Origin of the sequence: Halobacterium sp. GSL-19 (assembly GCF_016917855.1) — an archaeon.
In the GTDB taxonomy this organism is placed as follows: domain Archaea; phylum Halobacteriota; class Halobacteria; order Halobacteriales; family Halobacteriaceae; genus Halobacterium; species Halobacterium salinarum.
In genome coordinates, this window is the sequence record NZ_CP070375.1 from 25,042 (window position 1) to 42,860 (window position 17,819).

The following is a 17,819-nucleotide window of genomic DNA, read 5'->3' on the forward strand; positions in this document are numbered from 1 at the left end:
GTCGAGGCATAGAGAAAATCAACAACCATGGGTTTGACTGCTGTCGATCTATTTAGCGGCGGTGGTGGCGCATCAATCGGGATTCACCGTGTTGATGGCGTCAACCTCCGCGCAGCGGCGGAGATTAATGATAAGGTCAGAGAGCCATACAACGATAATCTGCCAATCGAAGCTGCTGGCATTGACCTCACAGATGATGACGCATTAAATCAAATTTATGAGGAGTACGATCTCCAACCCTCCGAAATTGATCTCGTAATCGGCTGTCCACCATGCCAGAAATACAGCAGCCTACAGGATACGACACCACCCCTAGATAACGGTCCGAAAAACAAACTCCTCAACGTGTACATCGACCTCATCATTAGCATCTCCCCGAAGGTTGTCGTCTTTGAGAACGTCCCTGGCCTAATGACTGAGCAGAACGAGCAATACGTTGAGGATCTCAAACACTATCTACAGAAAGCAGGGTACGGCTTCGACATGGCCTTACTGAATACTGCCGATTATGGGGTCCCGCAAGGTCGTGAGAGAGCAATTGCAATCGGGATTAAAGGCGTTTCAGGTAAGGAGGTCTCCCTGCCGGAACCAACTCATGTTCCACCAGAGGACGCAGAAAACGACGCACGGCCTGCGTATCGAACGGTGGAAGACGCGATTGGTGACTTGCCTCCGTTAGAAGCGGGCGAAAAGCGAGACGACCTCTCATTCAACGGTCATCGCGCTCGAAATCACCGAAAGAAGACCATCGAGTTCATCAAGAAAATCCCGAAAGATGGTGGAAGCAGGACGGACCTCCCAATCGAGGAGCAGTTAGACTGCCACCAGAACCTGGAGAACAAGAACAGTGCGGGGAACGTGTATGGTCGGATGAAATGGGATGAACCAGGACCAACGCTCACTGGTCGGTGTACCTCTCCAAGCTCAGGCCGATTTGTCCACCCGGAACAAAACCGAGGAATTAGCCCCCGAGAAGCAGCACGTATCATGACGTTCCCGGATGAATACGATCTGCCTGAAGCAAACGGAACTGCAGAACGACTCATTGGGAACGCTGTTCCACCAGATTTCATCACCACGATTCTATCGAAGTTCCTAACGGAGCACAGCGAATTAATTGACCAGCCCCAACTGCAAGCAGCGGAATAAGTATCCTATTCGGATACCGTCGGTTTAGACTGGAACTGGGTCTGCGTGTGAGAATATCGCGTCAAACACCGCGGTGACTTCTGCAACTAGCGGGCCTTTCAGGATAACGCCGAACTCGAAGTTACCTCGAAGATTCAGGTCGGTAAGATTCGCACTCCCAATATAACACCGCTCATCATCGACTGAGATGATTTTTGCATGAACAGCACCGGTCTGATGCCCGGACCGAGATGTTTCATAGAAATCCCGTATGCTCATCAACTGGACTTCATCGGTAGTAAGATCCTCGACCAGAGCCGTAATCGCATCTAAAGCTCGCTGATCAGCAGACTCTCCCGTCATCTCCCGAGTCAACACCCGCGTTTCGACGCCACGCTTCGGTAATGCCGCGAGATCGTCAATTATCCACTGGTCAGGGTCAAAGTACGGATTTGCCACTCGAACAATTTCGGAAGCATCGACTAGCATCCGACGGAGTGCGATATCCAACCGTTCAACATCCACTGAGAGCGCCTTCTCAACTTCCTGAGGGACGGTCGCAACTAGCTGCACATCTGTTGATGGCGATCTCGCTGACTCGCGTTGCTGTGTCGCTAATGCAGCCACCACTTGTTGGTCAAGCACACGGACTGCGGCATCTGGTTTGACCGTGAACGTGTATTTCTCGTATCCCTCCGGGGTCGGTTGGGATTCAGTCGCAGCGTGTGTGTTTGCGAGAGAGACCATAACTGCATTAAATTCCGGTACTGACAACGGCTCAGTCGCTTCTGACCAGTCAAGGAGGTGCGAGTTTAGCGTTTCTTTCGTGAGTTCAGCTGTCTCCTCGGGAAGAGAGTTAAATACTGCTTGGAGCTGTCTCAGACGCGTTGTATCCTGAACGACTGCTGCTGCAGTAAAATCGTCACACAACGGTGATCCGTCAGAAAGTTCCAGAGAATCCATTGAATCGTCAGAGGTCCGCGATGTCGTCCGGGATACCGTTCTCAATTTCACGATCCCAGAACCCGACAATGTCGCTTTTACTACGGATAATCCGGCGGTCGAGGTGATGATTGATCGCTTCGCACGAGGTCTCCTCGATATGTAGGCAGGCATCACAGGCTGCTCCTGAGGGGTCTTCACGACATGTGGCATCAACCAAGCACTGGTCAGCCAAGTCCCGTGCATCAGACACCCACGGATGAAGCCGTGTTTTGAACAGGGTGAACATGCTACCGAGTGCGAAATTCTCGGTACTTGCAGCATAGATAGCGATCGCCGGAATCACCGGGAAAATGCGTTCGCTGAGGCTGGATGTTGCAAGTCCACACTGCTCGCCAGCCCGAGCAAGAAGGCAGTGACTCAACGAATGAAGGAGTCGGTACACCCACCGAGTTACGTCGTCTTCAATTGGGCTGAACGGATTATCTAACTCTGTCGTAGCGATATTGTTCAGGAACCACTCCTTCAAAGCCGCCTCATCCGAGGTGTCCGGACGTTCGTCCGCCGAGATCACTCCATTAGCCTGTAGCCAATTGATGATGGCAGTTCGGTCAATCTCGAAGATTATCGCTTCACTAGGTGTTCGATCGGCGAATATCGGTGTTGTTGCACGCTCACGTGGGTGCGGGAAACTCCGTAAATCCGCATTGTTTGATTGCGAATCTGCCCGCGTATACCCGTAGAGGATGTTCAGAAGCGGGAACTGATCGACGATCCACGCTTGGCGGATATGTGACTCTGTAAGCTGGGGGCGGTATCGGCCACTCTGAGGATGGCGTTCCCGGAACTCTGGGTCATTCAGGAATTGGTTGAGTGATTTCGGGATCGGATGGCGTGTATCTTCGAGTGCTTCGAGATCACCCTCATAGCCTTTCGTAGACCGTTGGAAGGTGAATAGTTGATGCGCGATGTTTGAGTATGCTAATGCGCGCGTTCCTTCATCGACATCTTCTGTTGTATCAGGTGGTGTGATGTGCTTGGTATCTGCAACCAGGGTTTCTCGCCCATGGATATTCTGGTCCATGTCATCAAACATCTCTTTGGCCTGTTCCTCGCCAAGCTTATCGACCCATTTCTGATACTTGTCTAACTTCCCCTCAGTCGTCGCTAGGCTCTCCAACGTATCACTCTCTAAATCAGCAATCCCGAGATGTGCTGCCATCAGCACGTGTGCCCATGCCTTATCATTCGGGATGTCATCGGCCTCATCACTCAAATATGGAATATCGACTTCCACTGCCTTCTCCGAATAGAATATGCGACTACTGGCCGTTGGCAGTGGCCCTTTCATATCGTTGCAGACTCCACAAGAGCTGCTTAGGACGTCAATTGTATCACCACACTCCCCGCATTCATACCGCCACATAGCGGGTTCACTCGCCCGTTTGTTAAGCCGGATATCATCAAACCCATGCGCTCCACACCCCGTATCTGGTCCTGGATCTTCGAGCCGACCGCACGGGCAGACGTTAACGAAGGGGAGCTGCGTGATTGACTCGCCACAGGCCCTACATTGACCGTCCGAGGGTAGATACCCTGGTTCAGTTGCTGTGTGGACTTTCCTACAGTCCTTGTTTTCACAGTAGAACACCAAGGGATAGAGTTGCCCTTCTACTTTCAGCGGACGATAGAGGTCAATATCATCAGCAGACAAGCTATCCCATTCATCTGCTGTCGTCCGATTTCGATAGCGTCCGATACGGCTCTGAATGATGTTGGCGACCCGCTCTCTATCAACGTCATCGAGTTCTTCAACCCGTCGCCACGGGTTCGTCTGCATGGTAAGACCCAGCTGACCGAAGTCGAAGACGTTCCGGGCCCCATAGCTGTTGAGTACTTGGGCAACCCCACGCTCCATCTCAAATTCAGTGTTTCGTGACATGGTTATTTCCGGTATTCTTTAACCAGCCGAGAGGTTTCGCTGTCCAGTGCGATCGTCAACTGTTCGTCGATGTCACGCAGGTTGCGCATGGGTGTCCGGACAGATTCATCGCGCTCCAGAACCCCCAGCGGGATGAAGTTATTTTCGTCCGTATTCCGGTCATTCGCCCGGCTATCGGGGATTCGGTTTTCTTTATCGAGGCAAGCGTCCCACAGCCGGTCGAACTCTTCTTTGATTTGTTGCCGATAGAGTTCTACACCGCTACGTGGGTCATCACCATCACTGGCGTCTGCAACGTTCGCGTCGTCGATTCCGTACGCATCAGTAACGAACTCAAAGAGTTCATCGTACGAGAGGTCGCCGTTCCGTGCGGCCTCCTCAAACCCATCGAACATATAGATGCGGTTCGATGTACTGGAGTTATTTTCTAACTGGGAATCGTAGTACTGGAGCAAAGCGGCGCAGAATATCCCACTAATTGTGCACTGAATTGCGAATTCCGCCCACCGTTCGAGAGGCGTCGATTCAACAAGCAGGTCTTGGTAGGCTTGGTATTGCTGGAACCGCGTGTAGTAGGAACGATCACGCACTCTAACCGGGTTGTGGAGCATGAAGACCGTCCCCGGCCACTCACGCCCGACCCGGGAGTACGACTGAATGTATTCAGCCGTCTGGCGTGGTAGTCCGAAGAACCCGATGAAATTGAGTCGGCCAATGTCCACACCGTGGCTGATCATTGAGGTTGCAATCAGCAGGTGAACCGGATCAAATCCGTCTTCGTCGTGGTTCAAGAGCCGTCGCATAATCTCCCGCACCTCTCCAAGTTCAGTTTCGCCGGTCAGGAGTTCACCTCGAAGTTCAGAATATGGCTCTTTATCGTCGCTGAGATGCTGGTTAATCATCGTGTTGAGCACCCGCATCATGAGGTCCGTGTTGTCCTTCGAGTAGTGGTATGAGACTTGGACCTCGTAATCATCCAGCACCTCTTGAAGGATCTCGTCCCGAAGTTCAGGATCCATTGGGATTTCGGCATCAGCAAGGCTGTATGCATCATCCACCTCTTGGATATCCTCGAAGAGCTTCTCGGAATCATCCCGGTACTCTTGAATGATTCTGGCGTACTCTTCGTGGACTTTCTCAATAGCGTATGTTCGACTCACACTACGTGGAATCGCCCCAACCATCTGTCGTTGCGTTCGGATGGGATCCGCAAACGCGTAGAACGACTGCCGTAGACGTGGTCCTTTCTCCGGGAAGATATTCGATGGTTTCTGGTAGAGAGCTCGAACCTGACGTTCAGCGCCTTCAATCGTTGCAGTTGCCGCAATGACCTTCATATTCCAGTCACCGGCAGTGACTCGGTCGTTGTACGCTTGCAGGAAGGTCTCGTAGTGACTATCGAAGGCCCCGAACTCTTCGCGGAGGAGGTGTAGCTCGTCCTGGATGACTAGCGATGGCGGATCAACGGGGTCCACTTCTTCCCAGTCCTCTTCGGAGCAACTACCGCTCCCCAGAATGGCGCTGTTCTGTACGACGCACTCGCTTTCGCCCGCGTAGCCATGTTTTTCACACCGGAGCTTTGCTTGGCCGAAGAGCGTTCGCATCCGGCGCTGCATGCCAATAATGCTGATTTTGTCGATCGTGGAAACCACGAACGTCGGTGCATACCGGTATACCTCTCTGTCGCTGATGTATATCGGCAGCTCATCCTCCGTGCAGCCGTCATTCGTGCATTGATGGATGATTCGTCCCCGTTCCCGATCACCGGTTATTTCGACCGTCTCCTCGTGGCAGAACGGGCACTCGTCCACGTAGAGAAGGTTCTCTTGAACCTCTGCATCCTGCTGTGCTTCCCGAAGTTTGTTCCGCCCCTCCTCTTTGAGAGCGTTCGGCGTGTTCTGTTTTCCAACTAGATACCCAATCGAGAACTCTTCGCCACCGAAATCATGTTGACGTCGGAGAAGCTCCGCCTGTGCAAGCACATTTGCTGCACGCTGAAGCTGCTGGAGGGACAGGAACCGAAGCGGGAATTTTGTGAATGCGGTCATCCCGTACTCTTTCCCACGAATCCGATCGTGGAACGCAGTGAACGTGACTACACCAAGATACGCTTCGGTCTTTCCTCCGCCGGTCGGGAAATAGATGATATCAGCAGCGTCCAGACTATCCGTCATTTCTCCGGACTCGAAATCAATATTAACGTCATCATCCACTCCAGCAGCCTGTTTCAACATATCTGGAATGGACATGACGATGAAGACGATTTGGAACATCCGCCAGCGGTCGAACCCTAAGTTGGCGAACGCCTGATTGCAGAGCGTGAACGATGTGTACGCTCGTTCGTCCTGCCGTAGGCATTCAATCCCTGCTTCGAAACGCTCGTGCTCATATTCGAACGCTTCGACCGCGTCTTCGAAGTCATCTTGTGCATCGCTGGATTTCCCAGCCGTCATCTCATCCTTGATATTTCGATAATCCTCAGCTGCAGACTCCATCGCAGAAGAGATGTCTTCTAAGGCTTCGAAGACTGCCTCACGTCCCTCTTCGCCAGCAAAGACTTCCATCGGAGCTACGATATCGGCAGGATTCCGACTCAAATACTTCGCTTGTTCGTATGTAGGAACCGTCTCCGTTCGAACTCCGGTTGCATCACTTGGGTCAGGGTTCTCGATATCACCGAATACAGGCTCTATTGCACAGTTCTCCCCCACCCCATGGATTGTGCCTTCGTATTGGTACTCGTCCTCAATCTCTTTTGATTTGAATGCCCCCAAATCACAACCATCTGCTTCCGCTTTCACTTCAACGTCAAAGAGAGTGGAACGCCAGTCTTCGTACTCGGGATCGACTGCTTCCTCAACGTTTTCCCCATGCGTATTCACAAGCCGTGCAGTTACCGTGATGTACTCTTCGCCAGTATCATCTGGAGTATCGTACCGGGCATTAAGCTCCATCCGCGCACTCCAGAGCGGATCCACTGTAGTATCGGTGTATACTTCATCCAAATAACTCTCAAAGGCTGCTTCACTTTGAAGCGCATCTCCAGGCACTTGGTTTGCGCTTCCCTCTCCGACGTCGGATTTCCGTTCTCGGAATTGGTTTGGCGTGTCCTCTGCCTCTTGTATTGGTTCAGAAAGGTCAAGCGAGATTTCACGGGGAGTATCTCGATCGATAAGCGCACGCACCTCAGATCCGGTAAGCGTATAGGAATCTAAGTTGAGGGGAATCTTCTCGTAGACTCGCGTAAGAAGTTCGAATCCGGCTGGGTCAACTTGTTGCGGGTCGCTTTCTATATCTGCATTCTCGCTATCAGGCTGTGTTTCTTCAGCTAGAACATCTGCGTCTTCCCGGTCATTAGTCACCCCTAATTGCTCTTCAAGCGTAGGAAATCGACGTTGATACCCAGCGGCACTTGGTGTGATTTCAATAGTTGCATCATCCTCGATCTCAGCGGGAATGCGGAATTTAACACCGATCGTGAACGGGGAAATATCGTCAGCAAAATTCTGGAAAGCATCATCCTCTTCTTGTGCCTCTCGATACTCGTACTGACTTACCAGCGACCCCGCAAAGTATTGATTCGAAGGTTGAGCACCGTAGAGTGTGTCTGACTCCTCCCCGCGCCCTGTCAAGCGTTGAATGAGCTGTTCAGTGATTGCACTGTTTACTAATTGATGACGGGGATAGGCCGGGTCATCATCGGCATTGTAGGCATCCTCTGGAGGGCGGGTGAATCGAGGTGCATGTGGCTGGGGGAGAGAGCGTTCCATCGGCTACTCTGCCTTATGGGGGAGTTACGGATAAAACCAATCCCCAGTGTCACTTTAAACTGTGATCTGCAATCGAATCTGGACTACCCGATATCTCTCCACTGACCTACTTGGCTCCTAGAGAACGTTCCCACGTCTGCGACCTCGGTTACGAAATATACTTGGACAAATGGTGTGCCAGCCTCATCAGTCGGATTCAGGTCTGAGAGACGGATATCTAGTTCCTCATCGATTACTGGGTCACCTTCCTCATCGGCGGCTAAGGCCTCTTGGCTCTGGTGCTTTAGGCGGTCAAGGAAGCCACGCTTGATTTTCCTGATTTTGTGATTGGCTGTCCACACGTTTTCGAACTCCTCTAACACCTCGTCTATCTCGTATGCCTGCGCCAAAGCATACAAGCTATCTTTCGCTCGTGGAAGATGGAGGTCACCGTAGTACCACGAACGGTATGTCGAACGAGTCTTGTCCAGCCCTTGTTCTTCTAAGCGTTGAATGAAGTCCTCCAGGCTATCATCACGCCGTTCAATCTCCGTATGTAACTGGTTCTTCCATAATCGAGCATAGCCGATAAGATCGATATGACCACTATCTAGGAGAAGTTCCTCTACTTCATCCCGGACCCTATCTCGATCTTCGACAACAACCACACGGTCTCCCGATTGAATCGAGCTTACTGGTTTCTCGACAATTGTCCCAGCATCAGTATTGACCACTTCTAGACTGGCTGTTGGCGGCAGTGCAATCGCTTTCCCATCCTGCACCCGGATCCCGATACATCCCTCTACTTGACGACTATCATTGGTGGGTTCCCGCGAATTTGTCGTCGAAGATCGTGTTGTATCAGGGGTGTACGTTGCATCTCCAGTGAAATCGGGGACATGGTCTTCAATCAAGTCATCAACCGACTCACTGGAGCCGCCTTCGACTAACTCATAGTCATCAAACGGCGTGGCTTGGGTGTTGTCCTCAGTATCAGGATCAGGAATATCTATAGAGACACCGTCATACTGACCTGGATCTGTAGGGCTCGAAGTTGTTGAAGCCGTATTTTCTTGGTTTTCTGGGAGTGGGGCCGGTGCGGAAATCGTGTTCAAAATCTGTGTCTGTAACCCAGCCTCGCTCATATCCGGTGTTGAGTGCTCCATCTCCCGGTTCAAATCCCTCACTTGCGAGTGGAGCAGTCCTAATTCGTGATCATAGGCTAAAACACCGATATCTGGCGCATGCGGTGCTCGAAGAAGCCAGCGGTGGTCGTATTTTGGTGGTCCATAGAGGAGGAGGTAGTCTGCCGGGTCAGCATTCGGTAATGATTGAGGTGTATGGAGGTGAACGTGGCTACGCGCTTCCGAATAGAAATCTGTGAGTTTAATTCGTAAATCAGCTTGGAGTGCCTGGCGGGCTGGCTCATCTGGTAACACGATAATCAGATCTTCATTCTCGTCAGTAACCTTCTGAATCGCCGTTAGGACTGCACCTCGCTTCCACTTCTGTGATTCCGTATCTGTAAGAGTATCTCGAAGCTCGGATAGTGCGTGATGGACATGTTCCACGGGAGTACGACCTGCTGCAGCATCCCCGGATAACCCATCCATGATGTGTTCGAGTTGGCTCACACGTCCAGAGAGTGTCGTCGCTTTCCCATGCTTAGACCGGTAATTGTCGCTGTATTCTAAGCTTGAGAGTAAGCGGGTGAACCCGTTAATCGCGCGTTTTGCGACACCAACAGCGACGTACAGATCGTGCTCGTCAATATCGTCTGCCGCGTCCTCTAACTCTTCAAACGCACTCCATAGGTCAGCAAAGGCTTCAACAACATCACCTTCTGTACAGGCGTGAATCCGATGAGTTTGCCCGCTTGCTTTCTGCTTGAGGAATTGGCGCTCTCGATTAGTAGTTTCCAGAACTGAGGGTACGTCATCGTCTACTGAGCTCTGTTGGTCACCGAGTGTTGACTGGATACCGGTGGGCGTCCAAGCCCACACCACGTCAAGATCATCTTTTACACGCTGGTATACTGGCCCAAGCGGGTCACGAATGAGATAGACGACACTGGGAATGTCATTCCGATCCTGCCAGCTTTGAAACTGCTCCCATCGTTCTTCCTCGAATTTCACTGCGTCATCATAGAGGACTGTCCGAATCTCGCTACTTATCTCGTCATTCGGTAACCGAGTGCTGAAACGAGTGAAAATAACACCTGGCGGCGCATCGGAACTGTGCACGTGCTCGGTCCGATAGCTAAGCTCTTTGTTTGCTTTTACCGTTGCTAGCGGCCAGCGCTCTGTACTGTACTGCATCCCATTCCTCAGTTGCTCATAGCGGTCACGAACCGACGTATTTGGCGTGACGATAAACGTCAGTGTGAGGGAGGACATATCCTGAAACATCGCTGCTAACGCGTAATAGTCCAAAAACCCGCTATGGAGAGTCGGTGTTATAATCCCAATATCCTTTTCCAATCCAACACCGGATTGGACCAAATCAGTGTGCACAGATTCGGTTTCAGGACGTTCATATTCGCCCTCGTCAAGCCTGAGTGCGGGTAAATCAATAAGTTCTAAATCGGTTAGCGAATCATCTATCCGACTCATTATAGACTCACCTGAAGCCGAAGGCTAACTCCAAGAAGATTGCACCTATGCTGTGAGTGGCTCTGCACGGGTCGCTTTGACACTTTGATTTGTGGTAAGACCAGTACAAGTAAAAGGGATTGGGTGGGCGGCACATAGCATTCAGAAGATTCGGAAACGACACCCTTCCAATTATAATGTTGGCAGCCTGCGTCGACGCAAACCCATGATCACCGACGCACGAGTACTCCAGCCAGAATTCATCCCACGCGAGGTGCAACACCGGGACGCAGAAGTCAACTACCTCTCCAGCGTCCTTAACCCACTCACGAAAGGCGAACGCGCCGACTCTGCGCTCCTATACGGGCCGTCAGGCGTCGGGAAAACCTGTATCGCGCAGTTCCTCGTCGAACAACTCCGTGGTGAGGTCGTCGCGCTCAACTACCAGTACGTCAACTGCTGGGAAGACCACAGCCGGTTCCAAACCCTCTACCGCCTCCTCGACGGTATCGGGAAAACCGTCGATATTCACCGCCAATCCACACCCACTGATGTCCACCTCAATCGTCTCCGCACTGCCGACGACACCTCGTACGTCGTCATTCTAGATGAAGTAGACCAGCTGGAGGACAAGTCCCTGCTGTACGACCTCTACCGCATTCCCCATATCACGATGATTCTCATCGCCAACGATGAGGAAGACTTGTTCGCGTCTCTCGACCAGCGACTCAATAGCCGCCTCACCGACTGTGAACGCATCCACTTCGACCCCTACCACGAAAACGAACTCATCCCCATCCTTCACGACCGCGTGCACTGGGGATTAGAAGAAGACGTCATCAGTGACTCACACCTCCAACTCATCGCCGCGAACGCCGGCGGCGATGCCCGCGTCGTCATCGGAATCCTCCGCCACTCTGCGCGCACTGCACGCGAAACCGGTAGTGACCAGATTACTGCGGACCTCATCGAGGAGGTGACTCCGGAAGCGAAATCGGAAATCAAACAACGAACCGTCGATCGCTTCACCCCACACCAAGAACTCCTGTACAACATCATCACCGAACACGGGGAAATCTCACCGCAGGACCTCTACGACGCCTACTGCACACGCACGGATGACCCCAAGACCAAGCGGATGGTCCGAAACTAGCTCTCCAAGCTCAAACACTACAACCTCATCACCGCCGAAGGCAACACGAAAGCCCGAACCTACCTCGTACAGGCGTAATTCATCCCGCTACACGCGGTCGCAGGCGTGGATTCGGAAACGACACGCCCCTCCCTATTGCCCCGAGGACTCTCACTCGATATGTAATGACCGACCCACCAGGAGACGACCATCCAACCCCACCATCATCGCAAATCGAAGAGGTATCCGAGATCGGGCCCGTTGTCCGAGACCAGATTACGAACCAGTCGTTCACCGAGTGGTACAACGAGCAGAATTCCAAACCAACATCCTCGAAGGCAACCTGTACTACAACGGCCCAGCCCCGCCAAAAGACCCGAATCGACACACACTGAGCAGACTGTTGCAGTGCCATCGGAAAGCAATCTACGCCCGACAGAAGACCCTCCTCTCCCCCTCGCTTCTCCTATATCTTCCGTCTACTGTGCCTCCCCCACCTTTCCTAAAGTAGTTATCTGTTGTATCTATCTCATCTGCTGTACAGTAGATGGCTACTGTCCTCTATCAGACTCTAAAAAACCAATCTACTACGTCTACTTCGTCTACTGTGTCTACTGTATCTGTTCTGTCTACTGTGGCTTTCCTGTCTGTTGTGTCTACTTTGGAAAAGCTAAAGGAGTTGTCTACTGTCGTCTCGGGTGAGGCAACCGATATGGCACAAAGCAACACCAGCAAAACCCCGCGTGCGGTCTGTGTGGGCATCCTGAAAGGCGGATTCGGGAAAACGACCACCGCGCTCAACCTCGCTCGCGAGCTCGCGCACCGCAACGAAAAAGCACTGCTTGTCGACCTCGACGACAACGGCCACCTCACTCTCAACCTCGGCCATCGCGACGCTTACCAGAACGGCTCCGGGGGCGACAACGAGAACCACGCCGAAGCAGTCCTTGTCAACGAGGCCGACCCACGCGACTACATCGTCAACGTCGCTGGCGGCCTCGACCTGTTCCCGTCCCACGCGGACTTAGAAGGCGTCGAATCCACGCTCAAAGACGCTGTGCAAGGCTCTGCTCGCCTCAAACAGCATCTTGTCGAACCGCTCCTTGGTGAGGACTACGACTACGTCGTTATCGACTGCCCCGCGAACCGCGGGAAGCTCAACGACAACGCGATGTTCGCGACCGGGAACCTCATCATCCCGCTGCGGCCGGAACTCGGCTACGAAACCGGCCTCGACAACACAGTCAACCGGCTCGTGAAACCCGCACGCCGGTACTTCGACCTCGACATTCTCGCCGTCGTTCCGTCCGACCTCCAGCGGCGTATCGACCAAGCAACGCTCGACCAAGAACTCCTCAAGGAGATTACCACGCGGGACGGTGTGGCGTCGAAGGTCCCGAACTTCGCGTACATCTCCCCGGAGGACTGGGAAGCCACCGAGGCCGGCGAGTATGACGACGGCCTGCCGGGCATCCGGCACCGGGACGCCATCAACAACTCGCTGCGGGACGCGAACGAGCCGCTGCGGGACTTCGACCGCGAATGCGACCAACTGGCAGCGTATGATGAGCTCGCGCAGATCGTCGAACAAGGTGAGGTGATTCGTGATGAGTGATGGCAACCCCTTCGACGACCTCAACGAGTCCATCGAGGACCAGGACTCCGAGGAGACTGAGGATAGTGAGGCGACCACGACCGCGTCGACGTCGACGGCGACGAGTGAGGAAACGACGAGTGATGATGATACGGATGAATCGATGACGACTGGCGAACAGACTGTGACTGAGGAAACGGCGGACCCATTCAAGACGCGAGCGTTCGAGTACGGGGAGGAAGCGACACAGTTCCCGTTCTACGTCCGAGAGGCAACTCTGGAAGCGTGGCAGGATGCTGACGACGTGGAGATCACACCGGCGCTCGTGCAAGACGGCGTGAAAGACGTCTCAACGTCGGAGAAACACGACGCAATGGTCCAGATGGCGCTAGATCATCCCGACCTGCTCGTGGAGTACATCAAGGAGGCACGCGGCATCCCTGACGCGGATACGGACACATTCAGCGACGAGTAGCGGCGACCTGGTGTTTTTCGACTCTCGACACCCCGACGAATAGCTTTTAACGCACGGGCAGTAAGTGGGGACTGCGAGGGTGCGTGCGGGTGTCGCTTTGTGCCACTATTGGGATGCACGCCCGCGCTCTCGCTTCCCTTCACGCTGAGTGACTTGTCCGTAGTGGGAGCATCGCTACGCCATCCACGGCCGTCGTTAGGTGACCACTTCGGGTACCACACGTTCTCCCGTCTATCCTGTCGTTGACGGCTTCGTAGATCCGAACGATCCCGAGGTCCTGTTCGACCGTGACGGCTCCATGGAGGACCTCAAACGGGACGGCAACCGGTTTGAACGCTCTATCAACGATATCCGAGACGAAAACGAATGAACGACAATAGCGACGTAGACCCTGAGAACCCTCGGTCGAAGGGGCCAAGCAATCAAATATGCCGGTGGCGAACAGCGAGGCGACATGCTTCCTGATGGCCTCTCTGTCGATCAAGACAAGTTACTGACGTGGCAGACCGAGTGCTGGCAGTGCGGTGAGGAGACGCCAATAGTCTGGCCCCGCGACGACCATCTCAACACCCCTATTGGTGGCGTGCTTGCAAAGTACGATACTCCTGTCAAACGTGTCTACAGCAACACGCTTGAAAAAGAGGTGTGGGGAAACGTCTGCCAGCACTGCGAGGCATACCAAGGAAATCACTACATGGAACAAGAAGCGGTTGAGATCGACCCGCCGTACGTGGAGTGCCCGAATTGTGGCGAGGAGCATAAGTGGCGGCCAGACGAGGGACTTGGCGCTGCTTTTAGTCAGGGCTGGGTCTCCTGTCCGGAGTACGGCGAAGTGCCTGTTGGCGATCCACGCAAAAAGTGATCGAGAGATGTCCGACGTAGTTTTTTATGCGCGGGGTGGCAAAGGCTACGCAACCAAGGTAGGCTAACCGCACGACGTGCCTAGTCGTCGGGGATGCCTCTGGTCGGTGATGCAAACTGTGATAGCCTTTTATCGCCGTCACCGAGGCTCTCGGCGATTTAGCAAAGGCGATATCCACCACGAATACACCCCCCACAGGGAGTAACGCCCGGTCGAAACACCACATTGAGAACTATGTCCTAAACTGGAATCATATTGTGTGAGAGTGTGAGCAACGAGGTGGACATATCGGTCAATCTCACCGAGGGGTCGGATGCGGAGATCCGTCTTCTCCTGCATTAATATCCGAGATAGGATACAGGTTAGGAGTCGTTGCTATCAACGCCTATTCTGGGGATTTAGGAGTGAGCCGTCCGTGGTTCTTGAGTTTCGTTTTAGGAATTACTTTGTCTGAAACTCTCTTTTCCTCGACGATCGGGGCTTCGCGCTTCCCGGACACTCCATTAACATCAACGAGTTCGGTACCTACGATCTTCTGCGAGATATACTCGATTTGTTTCGGCTGTTCTTGATGCGCGGTTTGTTCCGTGGGCTTCAATTCTGAAGCGCCCTTCTCAGATTTGATTCCGACGCTATCTTTGCCAGTTGCAACTTCCGCACGTGGGTGTTCGATTTCAGAGGCGATCTCAAGCTCGTGACTTCGGCGTTGACCGATTTTCGGGTCCAACTTAATTGAACTAGTGGAACCACCCCCTGAGAAGTTCCGAGGGTGGTGAAGTTCATCAGTCGCGACGATGACATTCTCTTCGTTCAGTAGTTCCACGTCAGCGTCGGTTGCGTACCGAGTCAGCTCAATTTCACCGGACTCAATACGATATTTACGAGGTAGTTAAAATCAATATACGATTGCCATAGTGTGCAGATAATAGAAATTATTTCAACCAGAACCTTCTCTGATTTCAACATTCTCTCTAATCGAAATTCCAAGCTGACCGCTAGTCTTTGGGTCGGATGACGCACTCCATGTCTTCTCTTCTGACCCTACCCCCGGGACGCTCACAGTAATTTTTTTCTCACCATCCCGTTCAAAGATATCGCCAAACACTTTCTTCCCATCTGGATCAATAGAAAATTCAGTATCAATAGCTACGTCGCCAGACCCGACATCAACAACACGCATATCAACTGTGACCATTTCATCTCGATAATTGTAAACGGTAATTGACCTCGCCTCACCCTGAGAAAGGCATCCCGCAATACCAACAGCGGAACACACGCCTATTGAACGCAGCAATACCCGTCTGGGCATGTCATCCCCAAACCACTGACGCATATTATTTCCCCTACCGTTCATCCTAAATACTTTGTTGGTTTTATAAGGAATAGAGATCACGACTGCAAGCCCCCCGGATTTGGGATTGGCCAACCCATTCTCAATAAGAAACTCAGGGATAGAGAATTGTCTGTAATTAGTGTTCAGGAGATCGTCTTCACTCACTACTCCCTTCGGCTTGATCGTCCGCAATGGGCTCAAGTGATTCTTCCATGCGTTCGAGCTTGGCTTCACGAAGTTTCTCCTCTGACGGAGCTTTCGGGACGAACGATGCGCCCTCTAGGAGGTCTGAATCCGCGACCATCTTGCGGATCTCCATATCTCGGTTGAGCTTCCCGATCAGCTGCTCGAAAACTGTAGAGGCATACTTTCGAGATCTATGAGAAGAAAGTCAAAAACTCCGGCCTCGAAGTTCACACGTCACCGGAACGGACGCTGAAATTCGCGCGGCAACAGCTTCAGGACGGATAGTGGTCATTTGTAACGTCTCGGTCTCAGATTAGACGGCCAAACTACTGGAAGCGTAACGCCAACAGCGACCGGCGAGGTCCCCGCTTCTCTGGGGAATCCACTAGCCGTTCGTTGAAGGAAATGGAGGCGTCGTGTTGCGCGGAGGGATTATCAGACTATCTTACCTTCGAGCGGAGTGACTTCAGGAATGCTCCGCCTTCTCTGACGAGCGTGTAGTAGAACCCGGCGACGACGAGGAACGCCACGACCATCGTGCCGAGCCACATGATTTGACTCAAATCAGCCATGTGCGTAATGATGTTGTGGGTGCGTAAATACTTTGCTCAGAACTCGATTTCGACGTCGTCGACGTAGAGACCCTGCTTCGGATTCCCGTTATCTCCGTCACCCGGACCGAAGTCACAGGCTGCATCGGCTAGACCACCCACCGACGCAAAGGCGTGAATCTGGGCGTACGCGCGGTACGTATCCCCAGCATTCAGCTCCGGGGACAGCGTCTCAGAATATGAGGACATGTTGTAGACGTAGCCGTCGATGAACGAGCCGCTGTTCTGGTGAATTTGAGACTCCCAAACAGCACCGGTCGTCTGGTTCTCAACGAACGCCGTGATGATCACCTCGATGGAACCAGAAGGCGTGGTCAAGACGCGACCCTGCCAGTCCCCCGAGATGGTGACATCTGCTGTCTGACTACCATTCCCGGTCACCTGGAACGGTTTCCCGACCCAGGCGTATTGGTCGATTTCGCCGAGACCACTTGCAGCCAGTGCAGATGCTTCTGCTCGATCAGCGCTCAAGTCAGTACTAGCGCCAGCGTTCCCGACGACATCACCCGACCAGTTTCCCCAGGAATCCCCGATCTCCATGTCTCCGAAGGACTGGTCTTCTCCGAGGGGGACCTCTGGCGGCCCACCGGCAATCTCCTGAGTTCCCATGGACGAGGTCGAGTTGTCGACCATGTCCTCTTTCCAGGAGGAGGGAGTCTTCTCCGAGAGAAGCATGATCTTGTACTTGTCCTCGCCGGACACCTCAGAGACTCGCTGGTAGTCGAGTTCGCGCGCTCTCTCAATGAGAGCGTCGTTTGCTGAGTCGTCTTTCACTGTGATGGTAGTGTTCTTCTTATCCTCTGCGCTCACAGTGGCAGCGGACGAAAGGGCGATTGCTGTGGTACCTGATGCACCGACGGTCTTCAGGAACGTGCGACGGTTTTGTTTGGAAACCATCACCCTTACCCAGATGTCCCAATATATTAAATTAATACATGTATTATATGATTGTGCAAACTATAGAAGGAAATAAATGTGAGGGCTGTTGATGATCCAGAACCGAGGCCAAGGCCCGAACCAAACGCAGAGCGACAACCGCCCAGCACGGCAGCTGAGAGCGGTCCTCCTGTGCTCGTCTCTGGCAGTAGTTCTGATTTTACCAGCTATATTTCGTCGCATGGACTACTCCCCGGCCTCGACTACCACGGCCGGCGTACCCGCTCCGCGGCGACCGCGCCGATAGCGTTGGCTACCCCTGACAGCCATGGCACGGCCTCAACGACGCCAACCCCAGTTTTTTCACCGCGTCGGCTCGCGTTCCCGGCAGGCGGGCT

At 53.1% G+C, this 17,819-nt stretch carries 14 protein-coding genes; 5 read left to right on the forward strand and 9 right to left on the reverse strand.

Annotated elements, in window-relative coordinates; all coding sequences use genetic code 11:
* The first annotated feature begins 27 nt into the window (after positions 1-27).
* Positions 28-1,149: a DNA cytosine methyltransferase gene (locus JT689_RS00095; protein WP_205250680.1), complete on the forward strand. Its 1,122-nt coding sequence runs from the start codon at positions 28-30 to the stop codon at positions 1,147-1,149.
* A gap of 24 nt (positions 1,150-1,173) precedes the next feature.
* Here the strand turns inward: JT689_RS00095 and JT689_RS00100 are convergent, their stop codons facing one another.
* The 4 genes from JT689_RS00100 to JT689_RS00115 all read right to left on the reverse strand — a co-directional run bounded on the left by JT689_RS00100 (position 1,174) and on the right by JT689_RS00115 (position 10,373).
* A complete protein-coding gene (locus tag JT689_RS00100; protein ID WP_205250681.1) occupies positions 1,174-2,091 on the reverse strand; it encodes a phospholipase D family protein in 918 nt (305 codons plus the stop codon).
* A 7-nt stretch (positions 2,092-2,098) separates the two neighbouring features.
* Positions 2,099-3,910 (reverse strand): hypothetical protein, encoded by a 1,812-nt coding sequence (locus JT689_RS00105; protein WP_229373326.1) that lies wholly within the window; start codon positions 3,908-3,910, stop codon positions 2,099-2,101.
* A gap of 104 nt (positions 3,911-4,014) precedes the next feature.
* Entirely contained in the window at positions 4,015-7,782 is a 3,768-nt protein-coding gene (locus tag JT689_RS00110; RefSeq protein WP_205250683.1) for a helicase-related protein, read from the reverse strand.
* Positions 7,783-7,865: 83 nt separating this feature from the next.
* A complete protein-coding gene (locus tag JT689_RS00115; RefSeq protein WP_012289609.1) occupies positions 7,866-10,373 on the reverse strand; it encodes a DrmE family protein in 2,508 nt (835 codons plus the stop codon).
* A gap of 205 nt (positions 10,374-10,578) precedes the next feature.
* Here JT689_RS00115 and orc1 point away from each other — a divergent pair, with 205 nt between their 5' ends.
* The 4 genes from orc1 (at position 10,579) to JT689_RS00135 (ending at position 14,415) form a co-directional block, all read left to right on the forward strand.
* On the forward strand, positions 10,579-11,505 hold the full coding sequence (gene orc1 / locus JT689_RS00120) for a DNA replication protein Orc1 (protein ID WP_010904037.1): 927 nt from the start codon (positions 10,579-10,581) through the stop codon (positions 11,503-11,505).
* 691 nt (positions 11,506-12,196) lie between these two features.
* Positions 12,197-13,099: a ParA family protein gene (locus tag JT689_RS00125; protein ID WP_012289610.1), complete on the forward strand. Its 903-nt coding sequence runs from the start codon at positions 12,197-12,199 to the stop codon at positions 13,097-13,099.
* The gene (locus JT689_RS00130) at positions 13,092-13,553 is read left to right on the forward strand and encodes a hypothetical protein (RefSeq protein WP_012289611.1); all 462 of its coding nucleotides are present in this window, start codon (positions 13,092-13,094) and stop codon (positions 13,551-13,553) included. Before JT689_RS00125 ends, JT689_RS00130 begins: the two co-directional genes overlap by 8 nt.
* Before the next feature lie 454 nt (positions 13,554-14,007).
* Positions 14,008-14,415: a hypothetical protein gene (locus JT689_RS00135; protein WP_010904041.1), complete on the forward strand. Its 408-nt coding sequence runs from the start codon at positions 14,008-14,010 to the stop codon at positions 14,413-14,415.
* Between the two features lie 385 nt (positions 14,416-14,800).
* On the opposite strand, the gene JT689_RS00140 is transcribed toward JT689_RS00135, so the two are convergent.
* From JT689_RS00140 to JT689_RS00155, 5 genes are all read right to left on the reverse strand, one after another.
* Positions 14,801-15,238 carry a hypothetical protein gene (locus JT689_RS00140; protein ID WP_012289612.1) on the reverse strand — a complete coding sequence of 146 codons (438 nt, stop codon included), beginning with the start codon at positions 15,236-15,238 and terminating at the stop codon, positions 14,801-14,803.
* Positions 15,239-15,352: 114 nt separating this feature from the next.
* Positions 15,353-15,913, reverse strand: a complete 561-nt coding sequence (locus JT689_RS00145; protein WP_148265513.1) for a hypothetical protein — start codon at positions 15,911-15,913, stop codon at positions 15,353-15,355.
* The gene (locus JT689_RS00150) at positions 15,906-16,067 is read right to left on the reverse strand and encodes a hypothetical protein (RefSeq protein WP_010904043.1); all 162 of its coding nucleotides are present in this window, start codon (positions 16,065-16,067) and stop codon (positions 15,906-15,908) included. The genes JT689_RS00145 and JT689_RS00150 overlap by 8 nt, the downstream gene beginning before the upstream one ends.
* Before the next feature lie 307 nt (positions 16,068-16,374).
* Positions 16,375-16,506, reverse strand: a complete 132-nt coding sequence (locus tag JT689_RS12380; RefSeq protein WP_010904044.1) for a hypothetical protein — start codon at positions 16,504-16,506, stop codon at positions 16,375-16,377.
* 36 nt (positions 16,507-16,542) lie between these two features.
* Complete coding sequence (locus JT689_RS00155) at positions 16,543-17,442, reverse strand: hypothetical protein (protein WP_012289614.1); 900 nt, start codon at positions 17,440-17,442, stop codon at positions 16,543-16,545.
* Positions 17,443-17,819: the final 377 nt, after the last annotated feature.